The sequence below is a fragment of the Microbacterium sp. SORGH_AS_0421 genome (genome assembly GCF_030818635.1).
Taxonomy (GTDB): Bacteria; Actinomycetota; Actinomycetes; order Actinomycetales; family Microbacteriaceae; genus Microbacterium.
Genome location: NZ_JAUTAO010000001.1, coordinates 503,946 through 519,936, shown reverse-complemented (window position 1 = coordinate 519,936; position 15,991 = coordinate 503,946). Strand labels below are relative to the sequence as shown.

Annotated in this window: 11 protein-coding genes; 8 read left to right on the top strand and 3 right to left on the bottom strand. The window is 70.8% G+C overall.

The features are described from left to right. Nucleotides 1-215: 215 nt before the first annotated feature. The 6 genes from xylB to QE416_RS02525 all read left to right on the top strand — a co-directional run bounded on the left by xylB (nt 216) and on the right by QE416_RS02525 (nt 8,398). The gene (gene xylB, locus QE416_RS02550; protein WP_307313213.1) at nt 216-1,607 is read left to right on the top strand and encodes a xylulokinase; all 1,392 of its coding nucleotides are present in this window, start codon (nt 216-218) and stop codon (nt 1,605-1,607) included. A gap of 256 nt (nt 1,608-1,863) precedes the next feature. Further along, the gene (locus tag QE416_RS02545) at nt 1,864-2,874 is read left to right on the top strand and encodes a LacI family DNA-binding transcriptional regulator (protein WP_210072877.1); all 1,011 of its coding nucleotides are present in this window, start codon (nt 1,864-1,866) and stop codon (nt 2,872-2,874) included. 174 nt (nt 2,875-3,048) lie between these two features. Continuing rightward, on the top strand, nt 3,049-3,765 hold the full coding sequence (locus QE416_RS02540; RefSeq protein WP_307313210.1) for an L-ribulose-5-phosphate 4-epimerase: 717 nt from the start codon (nt 3,049-3,051) through the stop codon (nt 3,763-3,765). Further along, on the top strand, nt 3,762-5,333 hold the full coding sequence (locus QE416_RS02535) for a xylulokinase (RefSeq protein WP_307313208.1): 1,572 nt from the start codon (nt 3,762-3,764) through the stop codon (nt 5,331-5,333). Before QE416_RS02540 ends, QE416_RS02535 begins: the two co-directional genes overlap by 4 nt. 23 nt (nt 5,334-5,356) lie before the next feature. Continuing rightward, the gene (araA, locus tag QE416_RS02530) at nt 5,357-6,868 is read left to right on the top strand and encodes an L-arabinose isomerase (protein ID WP_307313206.1); all 1,512 of its coding nucleotides are present in this window, start codon (nt 5,357-5,359) and stop codon (nt 6,866-6,868) included. Nucleotides 6,869-7,315: 447 nt separating this feature from the next. Next, nucleotides 7,316-8,398: an SDR family oxidoreductase gene (locus QE416_RS02525; RefSeq protein ID WP_307313202.1), complete on the top strand. Its 1,083-nt coding sequence runs from the start codon at nt 7,316-7,318 to the stop codon at nt 8,396-8,398. 36 nt (nt 8,399-8,434) lie between these two features. On the opposite strand, the gene QE416_RS02520 is transcribed toward QE416_RS02525, so the two are convergent. After that, nucleotides 8,435-9,895 carry a deoxyguanosinetriphosphate triphosphohydrolase family protein gene (locus QE416_RS02520; protein ID WP_307313199.1) on the bottom strand — a complete coding sequence of 487 codons (1,461 nt, stop codon included), beginning with the start codon at nt 9,893-9,895 and terminating at the stop codon, nt 8,435-8,437. 334 nt (nt 9,896-10,229) lie between these two features. Beyond that, on the bottom strand, nt 10,230-11,171 hold the full coding sequence (locus tag QE416_RS02515; RefSeq protein WP_307313196.1) for a LysR family transcriptional regulator: 942 nt from the start codon (nt 11,169-11,171) through the stop codon (nt 10,230-10,232). Between the two features lie 146 nt (nt 11,172-11,317). Between QE416_RS02515 and QE416_RS02510 the strand changes: the two genes are divergently transcribed. Further along, nucleotides 11,318-12,550, top strand: coding sequence for a cysteine desulfurase-like protein (locus tag QE416_RS02510; protein WP_307313194.1), 1,233 nt, complete (start codon nt 11,318-11,320; stop codon nt 12,548-12,550). 86 nt (nt 12,551-12,636) lie between these two features. Then, nucleotides 12,637-13,485, top strand: coding sequence for an alpha/beta fold hydrolase (locus QE416_RS02505; RefSeq protein WP_307313191.1), 849 nt, complete (start codon nt 12,637-12,639; stop codon nt 13,483-13,485). Nucleotides 13,486-13,599: 114 nt separating this feature from the next. Here the strand turns inward: QE416_RS02505 and QE416_RS02500 are convergent, their stop codons facing one another. Then, nucleotides 13,600-15,984, bottom strand: a complete 2,385-nt coding sequence (locus QE416_RS02500; RefSeq protein ID WP_307313189.1) for a glycoside hydrolase family 3 N-terminal domain-containing protein — start codon at nt 15,982-15,984, stop codon at nt 13,600-13,602. Nucleotides 15,985-15,991 lie beyond the last annotated feature (7 nt).

Genomic DNA, 15,991 nt, shown 5'->3' with positions numbered 1-15,991 from the left:
GCGGGCATCACGCCCGTTCCGGCGCCGCGCACCCGCGTTGAGTGTCAAGAACACCCGGACGATTTCGAAATCACTCCGGGTGTTTTGGACACTCAACGGAGGGGTTGGGGCTCGGGCAGGGCCCCGGCCCCGCCCCGGCGCGTTACGGGCTGCGGCCCAGAGACAAAACCACACGAGCCGCGCCGACGGAGGCGTGGCGGACAGAAGGGCAGAGCATGGCGCTCGTCATGGGAGTCGACTCGTCGACGCAGTCGTGCAAGGTCGTCGTCGTCGACGCCGAGACCGGGAAGCTCGTGCGCGAGGGGCGCGCCTCGCACCCTGCCGGGACCTCGGTCGACCCCGAGGCCTGGTGGAAGGCGCTCCAGGATGCCATCGCCCAGGCGGGTGGTCTCGACGACGTCGCGGCGGTGTCGATCGCGGGTCAGCAGCACGGCATGGTCGTCCTGGATGCGGAGGGCGCGGTGATCCGCGACGCGCTGCTGTGGAACGACACCCGCTCGGCGCAGGCCGCTCGCGACCTCATCGACGAGGTGGGCGCGGAGGCGTTCGCCGAGCGCACGGGCGCCGTGCCGGTCGCCTCGTTCACCGGCACCAAGCTCCGTTGGTTGCGCGACGCCGAGCCCGACAACGCCGCGCGAGTCGCCGCCGTCGCACTCCCGCATGACTGGTTGACCTGGCGTCTGCGCGGCTTCGGCCCGGGGAACGCCGTTCTCGAGGAGCTGGTCACCGACCGCTCCGATGCGTCGGGCACCGCCTACTGGGGCGCCGACGGCTACGACCTCGACCTCTTCCGTCGCGCTCTCGGCCACGATGCGCTGCTGCCGCGCGTGTTGGGGCCCTGGGAGAGCGCCGGCACGTTGACGGGTGGCGCACTGGTCGGCCCCGGTGCGGGCGACAACGCCGGCGCCGCTCTGGGATTGGGGGCGGGTCCGGGTGATGTCGTGGTGTCGCTGGGGACGTCGGGCACGGTGTTCGCCGTCGCCGAGGCCCCCACGCGTGACACGACGGGCGCCGTCGCCGGTTTCGCAGATGCGACCGGCCGTTTCCTGCCGCTCGTCGCGACGCTGAACGCGGCGCGCGTGCTCGACGCGATCGCGGGTCTCCTCGGCGTGACCCACGAGGAGCTCGGCGCCCTCGCCCTGCAGGCCGAGCCGGGCGCCGGCGGTGTCGTGCTCGTTCCCTGGTTCGAAGGGGAGCGCACGCCCAACCTCCCGAACGCCAAAGCCTCCCTGAACGGGCTGACCCTGGCATCCACGAACCGACCGAACCTGGCTCGCGCCGCGATCGAGGGCATGCTCAGCGGGCTGGCGGCCGGACTCGAGGCGATCCAGGCGCAGGGCGTCGAGGTGCGGCGGATCCTGCTCGTCGGCGGGGCGGCAGCCAATGCGGGTGTCGCGCGGATCGCCGCCGAGGTGTTCGACGCCGACATCGTCGTGCCGGCCGCGGGGGAGTATGTCGCCCTCGGCGCGGCGAGACAGGCCGCGGGCGTTCTCGCGGGTGGTCCGATCGAATGGACGGTCGCGACGACACGCGCGGTCGAATCAAACCACCGAGAGCTGATCCGCCGCAACTACGAGTCAATCGCCGCCCTTCGTGCGCGAGAGTAGACGCGGGCCCGTCGGCGTCTTGTAAGGGGGGCGTCGGCGGGTTCGCCCCGTCTACGGGAGCGGTCTCATCGGGGATGGCGCGGACGCTTTCCCCCGCCTGTCGAAGTCGTCGTCCCGCTTCTACCGTCGCGCCGTGACCCGCCTTCGTCTGCATGCGCCCGCGATGGGGGATCCCGGTGCGCGGTGGCATCGCGCCATCGCACAGCGAGCGGCGTCGGTGAACCGAGGGGGGTGCGCGCCGCTACTGTGAGGGACCATGAGCGGCGAGGTCGGGGGCAAGCGCATCGGCGTGCGCGAGGTCGCGGCCGCCGCGGGGGTCTCGACGCAGACCGTCTCGCGTGTGCTCAACGGCTACGCCGGCATCCGTGACAGCACGCGCGAGCGCGTTCTCGCCGCGGTGGCCGACCTCGATTACCGCGTGAACAATGCCGCGCGAGCGCTCGGCACGAGTTTGACGCGCACGGTGGGGGTCGTGGCATCCGATGCCGTCCTGCACGGGCCCTCGGCGGGCATCGCCGCTCTCGAACGGGCGGCGCGGGCGCGCGGGCGGTGGATCTCGACCGCGTACACCGACTCCGACGACCCCGCCGACATCGACGCCGCGGTGCGGCACCTGCTCGCCCAGGGAGTCGACGGGGTCGTGCTGGTCGCAGCGCACGGGGTCACTCCTCTCGAGGGGTACGACGTACCGATCGTGCCGCTGTACGGCGCCTCGGGCACCCGCCAACGCGATGCGGCTGCCCTCGTCGTGGATCATCTCGCCGACCTCGGACATCGCTCGATCGTCGAGCTCGCCGGACCCTCCGACTGGCGCGAAGCCCTCGCCCGCACCGCGGGGGTCGCCGACGCCGTGACCCGTCGGGGGCTGTCGCTCGTCGGCCGTGTCGAGGGGGATTGGAGCGCGGCCTCGGGCTCGGCGCTTGCGGCTGAGGTCGCCGCGCGGGTCGCCGCGGGGGCCACGGCTGTGGCGGTCGCCAACGACCAGATGGCGTTGGGGCTCGTCGCCGGTCTCGCTGCGCGAGGGGTGCGCGTTCCCGCGGACGTCTCGGTGACCGGGTTCGACGACAACCCGGATGCCGCTTTCTACACGCCCGCGCTCACCACGGTGCGCCTCGACGTCGAGGGCGAGGCCGAGTACGCGGTGGCCGCTGTGCTCGGGCATGCGGCGGAGCTCCCGGCGGAGCCGGAGTTGGTGGTGCGGGACTCCACGGCCCCTGCGGGTGGTCTCCGCTCGCGACACGGGTCGGTGACCGAGCGAAACTCCTGAGTTTCGGGGTCGAGGCTGCGGGGAAGCCTCGAAATCGTCGGGTGGGGCGGGCGGGCTCCTTGATCGCTCAGGAGTTCGGCTCATGAAGCTCTCGCGCCGCGGCGATGTTACCGGTAACATTGCGATGCGAGGGCGCCGCGCCCCGCCACCCGAACCACCGTCGAAGGAGACCGCGTGTCCGACGCCGCCCCGTTCACGCCCGAGGTGCAGCAGGCGATCGACGCCGTGCGCGCCGACGTCGCCAAGCTGCACGCCGAGCTCGTGCGCTACAACCTCATCGTCTGGACCGGCGGCAACGTCTCGGGTCGCGTGCCGGGTGCCGACCTGTTCGTCATCAAGCCCTCGGGCGTCTCGTACGACGACCTCGCTCCCGAGAACATGATCCTCTGCGACCTCGACGGCAACGCCATCCCCGGCACCCTCGGTTCCGAGCGCAGCCCCTCGAGCGACACCGCGGCCCACGCCTACGTCTACCGCAACATGTCCGAGGTCGGCGGTGTCGTGCACACGCACTCGACCTACGGCGTCGCGTGGGCGGCCCGTGGCGAAGAGATCCCCTGCGTCATCACGGCGATGGCCGACGAGTTCGGCGGTCCCATCCCGGTCGGCCCCTTCGCGATCATCGGTGACGACTCGATCGGTCGCGGCATCGTCGAGACCCTGCGCGGCCACCGCTCGCGCGGCGTCATCATGCAGAACCACGGCCCCTTCACGATCGGCACGAACGCGAAGGATGCCGTGAAGGCCGCCGTCATGCTCGAAGACGTCGCCCGTACCGTGCACATCGCGCGCGAGGCGGGCCCCCTCATCCCGATCCCGCAGGACAAGATCGACGCCCTCTACAACCGCTACCAGAACGTCTACGGACAGAGCACGGACGACCGCCGATGAACGCGCACATCACTGACGGCCGGGCCAGCCTCGGCATCGAGCTCGGCTCCACCCGCATCAAGGCGTGCCTGATCGGCCCCGATGCCGAGGTGCTGGCGACCGGATCCCACGAGTGGGAGAACGTCTACGCCGATAAGCTCTGGACCTACTCGCTGGATGCCGTGTGGTCGGGTCTGCAGGCCGCGTACGCCGCACTGGTCGCCGACGTGCAGCAGCGCTTCGGCGTCACTCCCGAGCGCTACGCCGCGATGGGTGTGTCGGCGATGATGCACGGCTACCTCGCGTTCGACGCCGAGGGCGAGCTGCTCGCCCCCTTCCGCACGTGGCGCAACACCAACACCGGCGTCGCCGCCGCCGAGCTCACCGAGCTACTGGGCGTGAACATTCCGCTGCGGTGGTCGATCGCACACCTGCACCAGGCCGTCGTCGATGCCGAGCCCCACGTGCCCGAGATCCGCTTCCTCACCACCCTCGCCGGCTACGTGCACGGGAAGCTCACCGGCGAGAAGGTGCTGGGCGTGGGGGATGCCTCGGGTATGTTCCCCATCGACTCCGCGACCCGCGACTACGACGCCGAGCTCGTCGCCCGCTACGACGCGCTCGCCGCGGGGCGGATCCCCGCCCTCGAAGCCTTGCTGCCGAAGGTGCTCGTCGCCGGTACGGCCGCGGGCGCCCTCACCCCGGAGGGAGCCCAGCTCCTCGACCCGACCGGAACCCTGCGTCCCGGCATCCCGTTCGCTCCTCCCGAGGGCGACGCGGGCACCGGCATGGTCGCAACCTGCGCCGTCGCTCCCCGCACGGGCAACGTCAGTGCCGGCACGAGCATCTTCGCGATGGTCGTGCTCGAGCGCCCGTTGAGCCGGGTGCACCACGAGCTCGACCTCGTCACGACGCCGTCGGGCGATGCGGTCGCCATGGTCCACTGCAATAACGGCGCGAGCGAGCTCGCCGCCTGGGCGGACATGTTCACCGCGTTCGCCGCCGCGGCCGGCACCCCGGTGACGCCGGATGCCACGTACACGGCGCTCTTCGAGGCGGCGCTGAACGGCGAGGCCGACGCCGGCGGGCTCCTCGCGTACAACCACCTCGCCGGAGAGCCCATCGCGGGCCTCGACGAGGGGCGCCCGCTCGTGGTGCGCACGCCCGACAGCCGCCTGACCTTGCCGAACTTCATGCGCGCGCAGCTGTACGGCGTCTTCGGCACGCTCGCGCTCGGCATGGACGTCCTCCACGGCGAAGGCGTGCAGCTCGACAAGATGTACGCGCACGGCGGCATGTTCCGCACTGCGGGAGTGGCCCAGCGCTTCCTCGCGGCGGCTCTCGACGCACCCGTCGCCGTCGCCGAGACGGCCTCCGAGGGCGGCGCGTGGGGCATGGCCGTGCTCGCGGCCTACGTCGCCGACGAGTCGGGTCGCGACCTCGACACGTGGCTGCGCGAGACGGTGTTCGCCACCGCCCCGATCGTCACCGCCGAGCCCGAACCCGCCGATGTCGCCGGCTTCTCGTCCTACCTCGACCGCTATCGCGCCGGACTCGCCGTCGAGGCCGCCGCCGTGGCATCCCTTTGAAGACCCCTCACGAAGGAAAAGACATGACCCGCACTCCCCTCAAGAACGACCTCGGCGGCTACGAGGTCTGGTTCGTCACCGGCAGCCAGAACCTCTACGGCGAAGAGACGCTGAAGCAGGTCGCCGAGCAGTCGCAGGCCGTGGTCGAGGGCCTTTCCGGCCTGCCGGTGAAGGTCGTCTGGAAGCCCGTGCTGAAGGACTCCGACAGCATCCGACGCATGGCGCTGGAGATCAACGGCCGCGACGACGTCATCGGCGTGATCGCCTGGATGCACACCTTCAGCCCCGCGAAGATGTGGATCTCGGGGCTCGACGCCCTGCAGAAGCCGCTGCTGCACCTGCACACGCAGGCCAACGTCGAGCTGCCGTGGAACGACATCGACTTCGACTTCATGAACCTCAACCAGGCCGCCCACGGCGACCGCGAGTTCGGGTACATCCAGACGCGTCTGGGAGTCGCGCGCAAGACCGTCGTCGGTCACGTCTCGAACCCGGCCGTGCGCCAGCAGATCGAGGACTGGGAGCGCGCCGCCGCCGGCTGGACCGCCGCCCGCACCCTCAAGCTCGCCCGCTTCGGCGACAACATGCGCTTCGTCGCCGTCACCGAGGGCGACAAGACCGAGGCCGAGCTGCGCTTCGGCGTCCAGGTGAACACCTGGGGCGTCAACGAGCTCGTCGAGGCCGTCGAGCAGGCTTCGGAGGCCGACATCGACGCCCTCGTGCAGGAGTACGTCGACAGCTACGACGTCGTCGACGAACTGCTCCCCGGGGGCGCGCGCCACCAGTCGCTGCGCGACGGTGCGGCGATCGAGCTGGGCCTGCGCTCGTTCCTCGAGCAGGGCGGATTCGGCGCTTTCACCACCTCGTTCGAAGACCTCGGCGCGCTCAAGCAGCTGCCGGGTCTCGCGGTGCAGCGCCTCATGGCCGAGGGGTACGGCTTCGGCGCCGAGGGCGACTGGAAGACGGCGATCCTCGTGCGCGTCGCGAACGTGATGGGCGCGGGCCTTCCCGGAGGTGCCTCGCTCATGGAGGACTACACCTACGACCTCGTCCCCGGGCAGGAGCGCATCCTCGGCGCGCACATGCTCGAGGTCTCGCCCTCGCTGACGTCGAAGAAGCCTCGCCTCGAGATCCACGAGCTCGGCATCGGCGGCAAGGACGACCCGGTGCGCCTGGTCTTCACCGCCGACGCGGGTCCCGCGCTCGTCGTCGCGATGAGCGACATGCGCGACCGCTTCCGCCTGGTGGCCAACGTCGTCGAGAACGTCGACGCGCCCGACCTGCCGAAGCTGCCCGTGGGCCGCGCGGTCTGGAAGCCCGCCCCCGACTTCGCGACCTCTGCCGGCTGCTGGCTCGCCGCCGGTGCCGCTCACCACACCGTCATGACGACGGCCGTGGGCATCGAGGTGTTCCGCGACTTCGCCGAGATCGCGAAGACCGAGCTCGTCGTCATCGACGAGGACACCACGGTCCGCGGCTTCCAGAGCGAGCTGCGCTGGAACCAGGCGTACTACCGCCTGGCCCAGGGCCTCTGATCCCCGCCGCCCCGGGAGCGCGAGCCCCGGGGCGGTGCGGCACGTGCCCGTTCCGTTCGCTCGGAACGCGCCCCGCTCGCCGAGGTGCCCCTTACCGCCTCGGCGAGCGGACCGTGCCCCGGATCCCTGGTGGCGGTGGGCTGCCCGGGATCCGGGGCACATCTCGTTCGCGGGGTGCGCGCTCCGCGCGTGAGCGCCCCGTCCCGGTCTCGGTGGGTTCGTGTCCCGGATCGTGCGGCCTTCAGGGTGCTCGGGCCGCCTTTTTCGGGACATGGATGCCGTGGCATCCGGGGTCGCGGCGTAAGCCGACCGATCAGGGCGACGCCGTCGGGGCGTAGGACGCCGGCGCCGCGCGGGGGCGGCCGAAGCGGCACGGACCTGGGGAGCGACGAGCAGGCGAGGAATACCCGCCGAGCAACCACGGTTGCCCCTCGTTCACCTCGACCGATGGGAACCCTCGTTTTGACTGACTCCTCACATGCCCTCGTGGTGGGCGCGACCGGTATCGCCGGCGGCGCCCTGCTGGATCGACTGATCGACGACGGCTGGGAGGTGACGGCGCTGTCGCGACGGCCCGGGGCGGCACGACCGGGAGTGACCTGGCGGTCGGCGGATCTGCGCTCGCTCGAGGCGCTGACGTCGGCGCTGCGGGGTGTCCCTCTCACGCACGTCTTCTTCACCGCGTGGTCGCGGCAAGACACCGAGGCCGAGAACATCGCCGTCAACGGCGGAATGGTGCGCGATCTGCTCGCGGCGCTCGCCGACGCGCCGGTGCGGCACATCGCTCTGATGACCGGGTTGAAGCACTATCTCGGCCCGTTCGAGGCCTACGGCCAGGGCGAGATGCCCGACACCCCCTTCCACGAGGACGAGCCGCGCCTCGACGTCGACAACTTCTACTACGCGCAAGAGGATGAGCTCTTCGCCGCGGCCCAGCGTCAGGGATTCACCTGGTCGGTGCACCGCTCGCACACCGTGCTCGGGCACGCGGTCGGCAACGCGATGAACATGGGCCTCACGATCGCCGTGGCCGCGGCGATCAGCCGTCACACGGGTCGCCCGCTCGTCTTCCCCGGCAGCGAGACGCAGTGGAACGGCCTCACCGATGTGACCGATGCCGATCTGTTGGCGAATCAGATGGTGTGGGCGGCGACTCATCCCGAGGGTGCCGACGAGGCGTTCAACACGGCCAACGGCGACGTGTTCCGCTGGCGCTGGATGTGGCCGCGAATCGCCGCAGACCTCGGCGTGGAGGCCGAGGGCTTCGACACCTCCCCCCGACCGTTCGCGCAGCAGATGGCCGACGCGGCACCGGTGTGGGCCGAGATCGTCGAGCAGCACGGTCTCGTCGAGCCCGACCTGGAGCGCGTCGCGTCGTGGTGGCACACGGATGCCGATCTCGGACGCGAGATCGAGGTGATGACCGACATGTCGAAGAGCCGCCTGGCGGGCTTCACCGAGCATCACCGCACGCGCGACTCGTTCACGCGCTTGTTCGAGCGGTATCGTGCGGCGCGCCTGATCCCCTGAGGTCGCAGACGCCTTGGCATCCGCCGGCGCTCGGCCCTACAGCCGCTGCCCCAGCGCCCACAGGCGGTCGGCACGCCCCGAGATCGCCTCCGACAGCGCGAAGGCCTGAGAGTCGGTGAGCGATGCCACGTAGTCGACGATCCCGCGCGAGCGCGCGAGGCGTTCGGCGTCGGCATCCGAAGGGCGACGTTCCGCGGGCAGGGTCGCGTACTGCTCGCGGGCCAGGGCGATGAGTTCGCGCAGACGCCGCGGGGTGCGCGCGCGATCGAGGTCGTCGTCGAGCCACTCGCCCAGCGCCCGCACCGACCGCGCGAGGATGCGACTCATGCCGCGCTGCTGGATCGCCAGATCGGGGCGGCTCAGCACGAAGCGCTTGTGCACGAATTTCAGCACCTCGACGTGGTGCCAGGCCCAGGGTGACAGCACGACCGGCCCCGCTCGGGGGGTGTCGAGGGGGCGCAGACGCGCCGACTCCTGGAACCGGCGGATCCAGCGATCGGTGAAGGCGGCGAGGCGGCGCTCGGCCGTCAGCGAGCCGTCGAAGGGGCGCGCGAGCAGGTCGGTGACCATCTCGGCATCCACGTCGCTGACGGCGGCGAGGAAGGCCTCGTCGTCGGCGATCCATGGGTCGTCGCGGCGCATCTTCCGACGCAGGCGCTCGAGACCGGCCCCGGGCATGAGCTCGGCGCGCACCTCCGTGTCGTCGCGGTCGCGCCACTCGAGCACGTCGTCGAGCCAGCCGCGGAACTCCGCCGCGATGGGCGCGTGGTCGAGGATCCCCGCTCGGTAGAAGTCGTCGACGTCGTGCACCGAGTACGCGATGTCGTCGGCGAGATCCATCACGGCGCCCTCGATGCTCTGGCGCAGGGGCTCGGCATCGACCCCGTGCCGGGCCTCGACGAGGTCTTCGAGGTCGAGGTCGTACGCCGAGTACTTGTGCATCCGGTACGCGCCGTCGGGAGAGCGACGGATGCCGCGGGGCGGGCCGATCCGCTCGACGTCGGCCGCGTCGACCGACGGCGCCCACGGGTACTTCGCCGAGGCGGTGCGCACGGCCGCGGTGAGGTTGAGTCCGCGGGGGGCGTTCTCGACGACGTCGAGAGCGGTGAGGATGCGGTAGGTCTGCGCGTTGCCCTCGAAGCCGTCGGGCAGGCCCAGTTCCTCGCGCGCGAGGCGGTCGAGGGTGGTCTCGCCGAGGTGGCCGAAGGGCGGGTGCCCGAGGTCGTGGGCGTAGGCGGCGGCCTCGACGACCGTGGCGTTGCAGACGTCGCCCTCGCCGGCCTGCCGCGAGCGCGTGTTGAGCTGCAGGGCGACGACGCGCGCGATCGCGCTGACCTTGAGCGTGTGGGTCAGTCGATTGTGCACGGGTGCCCCGCCGATCGACGGCGACACGACCTGCGTCACCGCCGACAGGCGCGAGAAGTACGGCGAGAACTGAATGCGCTCCAGGTCGATCGACCACGGGTCGGCGCGAGCGTCGTCGTGGTCGGGATGCACGCGGGATGCCGGGTTGCCGACGACGGCGCCCTTGGTCGACGTTCACGCGCTCCGGGCGCGCGGCGAATGCCGGGGGAGTGGTCTCGTTGTGGAGCAAAGCGGTCCTCTCGCGGCGTCGACGTCGTGGATCCACGCTAACGCGCCGTCTCGGCCGTGTCGTTCCCCGTTGACGGCGGGGGTTCTGGCGGCGAGGGCTCTCCTGCGTGGGGGGAGAGAGACGGTCGCCGCTCCCGCGGCACCCCGTCGGTCTCTTGCGGGGTGGCCTTCAGCTCGGCAGGGGGCTGCGGTCGGGTTGTGGAAGGCGGAGTCCCGCGGCGGGCCGAATCGCAGAAAGTCACCCCTGGCGGGAGGTCTCGATCGTCCTCTCTGCGGCATCCAGGCCGGCCCGCAGTCCCTCGATGAACCCCGGAAGGAAGGGGGGCTGGAACGACGGGCGCGTGACCACCAGGATCTCCCGATGCCAGGGCTCGATCCCGGCAGGAGGGGGCACGATCTGTACGCGAAGGCCCCGCTCGAGTCCCGCGGCGACGACGGTGGCGGGCACCACGCTGACCGCGAGGCCCTCGCTCGCAAGAGTCAGCAGGCAATTCGGGTCCGAGCTCTCGAAGGCCACGTGGAAACGAAAGCGCAAGCGCTCCGACCACGAGCCCAGAAGACGTCGATCTCCCAGAGAGCGATGCCCGAGGGCCCAATCCTTGTCGACCAGTTCCTCGAATGTCAGACCCGCCTCCGGCGCGGCCACCAGCAGCATGGGCTCCCTGTGCACCAGCGTCACCGTCAGCGGATCGTCGGCCAGCGGCGAGTCTGCGGGCAGGTACCGGTAGCCGACGAGCAGATCGAGCGCCCCGGATCGCACAAGGGGGATGGCATCCGGCGTCTCCATTTCGCGAACGTTCACACGCGGCCAGGAAGGGTCCTTCTGCAGGGACGAGAAGACGCGCGGAAGCAGGTACTGCAGTGCCGTTCCGTGCGTTCCCAGCGTGAGATCGGGGGCCTCGGAGCGGCTTATCGAACGCAGGCTGTCGGAGAATTCGGAGTTGGCGATCAGCAGCGGACCGGTGGCCGCCAAGAGGGCGCGGCCGGCGGCCGTGATGGCGATCCGACTCCCGGGTCGGCGGACGAGCAGTTCCACCCCCAACGCCCGTTCGAGTCCGGCGATGTGCTGGGTGATCGCCGACGGCACGTATCCCAGTTCAGCGGCTGCGGCCGCCATGGAACTGTGTTCCACGACCGCCGTGAAGCTGCGCAACCAGCGGAGGTTCATCGGGTCATTCATGAAGTGTGAACTCTCCCTTTAGAAAGCATCAGTTTACGCGAACGGGGCGAGCGGCCACGATGGACGACAGCGTCGCTCGTTGCCCCGGCCGGGGGACAGAGCCCGCCCCCCGATGCACCGGTCATGCACCCCGCGAAAGAAGAGTCATGAAGCCCTCCACGGTCCCCTCGACGCTGGATGTCGACGACATCCGTTCGCACTTCCCCGCGCTTCGTGGCGGCACCGCGTTCGTCGACAGCCCCGGCGGGACGCAGACTCCGACCAGCGTCGCTGCCGCCATCGGCGAGGCGCTTCTCGCTCCGCTCGCCAACCGGGGTCTCGTCACTCAAGCCGAACGCAACGCCACGAGCATCGTCGAGGCGTGCCGGTCCGCACTCGGAGATTTCTTGAACGTCCCGAGCCAGACGGTCGTCTTCGGACGAAGCGCGACGGCGCTCACGTTCGATCTTTCTCGTGCCATCTCGCGGACGTGGAAGGCCGGTGACGAGGTGGTCGTCACCCGGTTGGACCACAACTCCAATGTGCAGCCCTGGCTGATCGCGGCCGAACGCACCGGAGTGACCGTTCGATGGGTGGACTTCGACCCGGCGACCGGAGAGCTGTCGACGGATGCCGTTCGCGAGCAGCTCTCGGAGCGCACCAGGCTGGTGGCGGTCACCGCCGCATCCAACGTCCTCGGCACCATGCCGGACATCCCCCGGATCGCCGAGGCGGTCCATGGCGTCGGAGCGCTGTTGTACGTCGACGGCGTGCACTACGCCGCACACGCGCTGGTGGATGTCCCGGCGCTCGGCGCGGACTTCTTCGTCTGCTCCCCGTACAAGTTCCTCGGCCCGCACTGTGCGGCCGTCACGATGCGATCGGATCTTCTCGGCCAGCTGCAGCCCGACAAGCTGGCGACCTCGCCGAACACCGATCCCGAAAGATACGAGCTCGGCACCCTGCCCTATGAGCTGATGGCCGGCACGACGGCCGCGGTCGATTTCATCGCCGCGATCGGCGGCCCCGAGGGAACCCGCCGCGAACGCCTCGTCCGAGCGGTCGAAGCGATCGACGAGCACGAGACCGATCTGCGAGAAGTCATCGAGACCGGCTTCGCCGTCTTCGACGACCTCACCGTGCACTCGCGTGCCGCGCGTCGGTCTCCGACCCTGTTCGTCTCGGTCGCGGGCGGTCGCGATCAGGAACTCGCCCGTTTTCTCGCGAGCCGCGACATCAATGCCCCGGCCAGTCACTTCTACGCCATCGAGGCCTCACGACGACTCGGACTCGGCGATGGTGGTGCTCTCCGTGTCGGGCTTGCGCCATACAACACGCGGGATGACGCCGACCGGCTCCTGAACGCGACGGCGGACTTCCTGGCATCCCGCCGGCCGTGAAAACCCGAACCCGGCGCCCACGCCGGGCGGCACCGTAGTGACCGTGGCGCTCGCCGGGAAAACGCAGCTCCCTCTTATACGCCTCGATGCTGACCGACGCAATCGTCCGAGTCGCCGAGCGCTCGAAAAGTACCCGGGTTAGCGTTGCGAACATGACGCTGAATCATGTTCGACGCGGGAGTGGCAGCCCACTGCTGCTGGTGCACGGCCTGGGCGCAGGCTGGCGATCCTGGACTCCGATCCTCGATGAGCTGGCCCGGCACCGTGAGGTCATCGCCATCGACCTGCCGGGATTCGGTGAGACACCGCCGCTGCCCGGTGACGTCTCGATCGCCACGCTGGCCGACTCCGTCGCGGACTTCATCCGCGAGCAGGGACTGGAGGGGGTCTCAACCGTCGGGCAGTCGATGGGCGGCCGAATCGTGCTCGAGCTTGCGCGGCGCGGAGTGGGCGGGGACAGCGTCGCTTTGGACCCTGGCGGGTTCTGGAGTCCCCGCGAGCGCGCTGTCTTCGCCGCCACGCTGCGGCCGTCGATCGTGCTGATTCGCGCATTGCGCGGCGTTCTGCCCGCCTTGCTCAGTAACCCCGTCGGACGGACGGTGCTTCTGGCGCAATTGTCAGCGCGACCGTGGGTCCTTTCGCGGGAAACGGTGCTGCCGGACGTGCGCGGACTGGCCGATTCCCCCTCGGTCGGAGCCGCCATGAACGCCCTCACCAAGGGCCCCCTGCAACAGGGCGCCCCCGCGGGCACGGTACCCGGCCGGGTCACGATCGGGTGGGGTCGGCGCGACCTGGTGACCGTGCCCAAACAGGCTGATCGCGCCATCCACCTGTTCCCCGACGCTTCGCTGCACTGGTTCGAACGATGCGGCCACTTTCCGCAGTGGGACGTTCCCCACGAAGCGACACGACTCATCCTCGACAGCACCAGCTGAAGCGCGGGGCTGCGTGCGTCACCGGTCGCCACTGCTCGCCGCGCGGTTCCGAGCAGGTGCAAGAACCGGTGCGAGAGCCGATGCGGTGGTCTGTCTCGCACCCCGCCCGCGCCGTCAGCCCCGCCGCACCTCGACCTCGACGATCCGCGCGTCCTCGACGCCCAGCTCGTACGTCGGCCCGACGATCCGCAGCGCCACCGCCTCGTCGGTGTCGGCGCACGAGGACCCGAGCCGCAGCTCCACCTCGCCCGCCTCGACGACGCGCCGCATCGAACGGTCGCTGTAGGCCAGCCGCGAGGCGGGCACGGTGAAGCGCACCTCGGCGCTTTCGCCGGGCGCGAGCTCGACCCGCGCGTACGCCACGAGCTGCGCCACCGGGCGTGTGACGCTGGCCACCGCGCGGTGCGCGTACACCTGCACGACGTCCGCCCCGCGCCGGTCTCCGGTGTTCGTCACGCGCGCTGACACGGTGAACGCGTCACCGGCGCGCACCTCGGCAGAAGCTCCGGATGCCGGCACACCGGCGCCCCGCTCGACTCTCAGGCCGACGCCCTCGGCGGGTGCCGCTCCGGCGGACGCGACCCCGTCCGCCCGCAGCTCCCCGCGCGCGAACGACGTGTACGACAGCCCGAAGCCGAACGGACGCACGGGCGTCGAGTCGGTGCTCGTGACCCCCGAGGGCCCGCCGAGCAGCGGATGCAGGTACGAGTACGGCTGCGCGCCTGCCGAACGGGGGAGCGAGACGGGCAGACGGCCCGAGGGAGTGGCATCCCCCGCCAACAGCGCTGCCAGCGCCGGCGCGCCCTCCTCACCGGGGAAGAAGGCCTGCAGCACCGCGGCGGGACCGCCCGCGGTGTCGAGCGCCCAGTCCAGGGCGTACGGACGGCCCGTCAGCAGGACGAGTACGACAGGGGTTCCCGTGGACACGACCGCCTCGACGAGCTGGCGTTGCACGCCCGGCAGGTCGAGGGAGTCGGCGTCGTTGCCCTCGCCGACGGTTCCGCGCCCGAAGAGCCCGGCGCGGTCGCCGACGACGACGATCGCCACCTCGGCGTCGCGGGCGAGGGCGGCCGCCGTGTCCAGACCCGAGAGATCGGTCCCCTCGACCGTGCATCCCTCGGCGTACGCGATCTCGCCGAAACGCTCGACGAGGGCTTCGCGCACGGTCGGCAGTGAGAAGCCGAGCGGGAAGCTCGGGTGGTGAGCGAGCACGTGGTTCGCGAACGAGTAGCAGCCCATCAGCGCGTCGGTACTGTCGGCGTTCGGGCCGATCAGCGCGATCCGTCCGGGTGAGGCGAGCGGCAGCACGCCCTCGTTGCGCAAGAGTACGACGGACTCCTCGGCCAGACGGCGCGCGAGCGCGCGGTGCTCGGCGTCGTCGAGGTCGACCGCGGTCGGGGCCGCGGAGAAGTCGGCATCCAGCAGCCCGAGATCCTCCTTCTCGGCCAGCACGCGCAGGACGGCACGGTCGACCACGGCTTCGGGGAGGGCTCCGGATGCCACCCGCTCGGCCAGGTGCGGATACGCGTCGGGCCCCGGGAGTTCGACGTCGATCCCCGCCTCGAGGGCGAGTTGCGCGGCCTCGCCGCGGTCGGCCGCGATCCCGTGCATCGATCGGAGGAACTCCACGGCGAAGTAGTCGGAGACGACCGTGCCGTCGAAGCCCCAGCGTCGGCGCAGCAGATCCGTCAACAGCTCGGGGTTCGAGGCCACCGGTACGCCGTCGATCTCGGTGTACGAGTTCATGACGCTGCGCACCCCGCCGTCGCGCACGGCCATCTCGAACGGGGGGAGGAAGACATCCTGCAGCTCGCGCCGACCGGCCGACACGGGTGCGTGGTTGCGGCCGGCGCGTGAGGCGGAGTAGCCCACGAAGTGCTTGAGCGTCGCGTGCACGCCCGCCGCCTGCAGCCCGCGCACGTAGGCCGTTCCGATGGTCCCGACGACGTAGGGGTCCTCGGCGATGCACTCGTCGACCCGGCCCCATCGGGCGTCGCGTACGACGTCGAGCACCGGCGCCAGGCCCTGGTGAACCCCCACCTCGCGCATCGATCGACCGATCGCGGATGCCATGAGTTCCACGGCATCCGGATCGAAAGAGGCTCCCCAGGCGAGGGGGGTGGGGAAGGTCGCCGCCTTCCACGCCGCGAACCCGGTCAGGCACTCCTCGTGGACGAGCGCCGGGATGCCCAGACGCGTCTCGTCCTGCAGGCGGCGCTGTTCGCCCCACAGCCAGGCGGCGCGCTCGACGGGGTCGACGGGCCGCGTGCCGTAGACGCGCGTGAGGTGGCCGAGACCGTGAGCGGTGGCATCCACGTAGGCGGTGGAGGTGACCTTCTCGCCCGAGAGCGGGGCGACGACCTCGTCGCCCTGGTCGACCCAGTACCCGACGAGCTGGGCGAGCTTCTCGTCGAGGGTCATGTCGGCCACGAGGGCCTTCACCCGAGGGGTGATCCCCCGTGTGCGGGCAGCGCCGACGTCGGTGTTCTGAATGGTCATCGTGGGA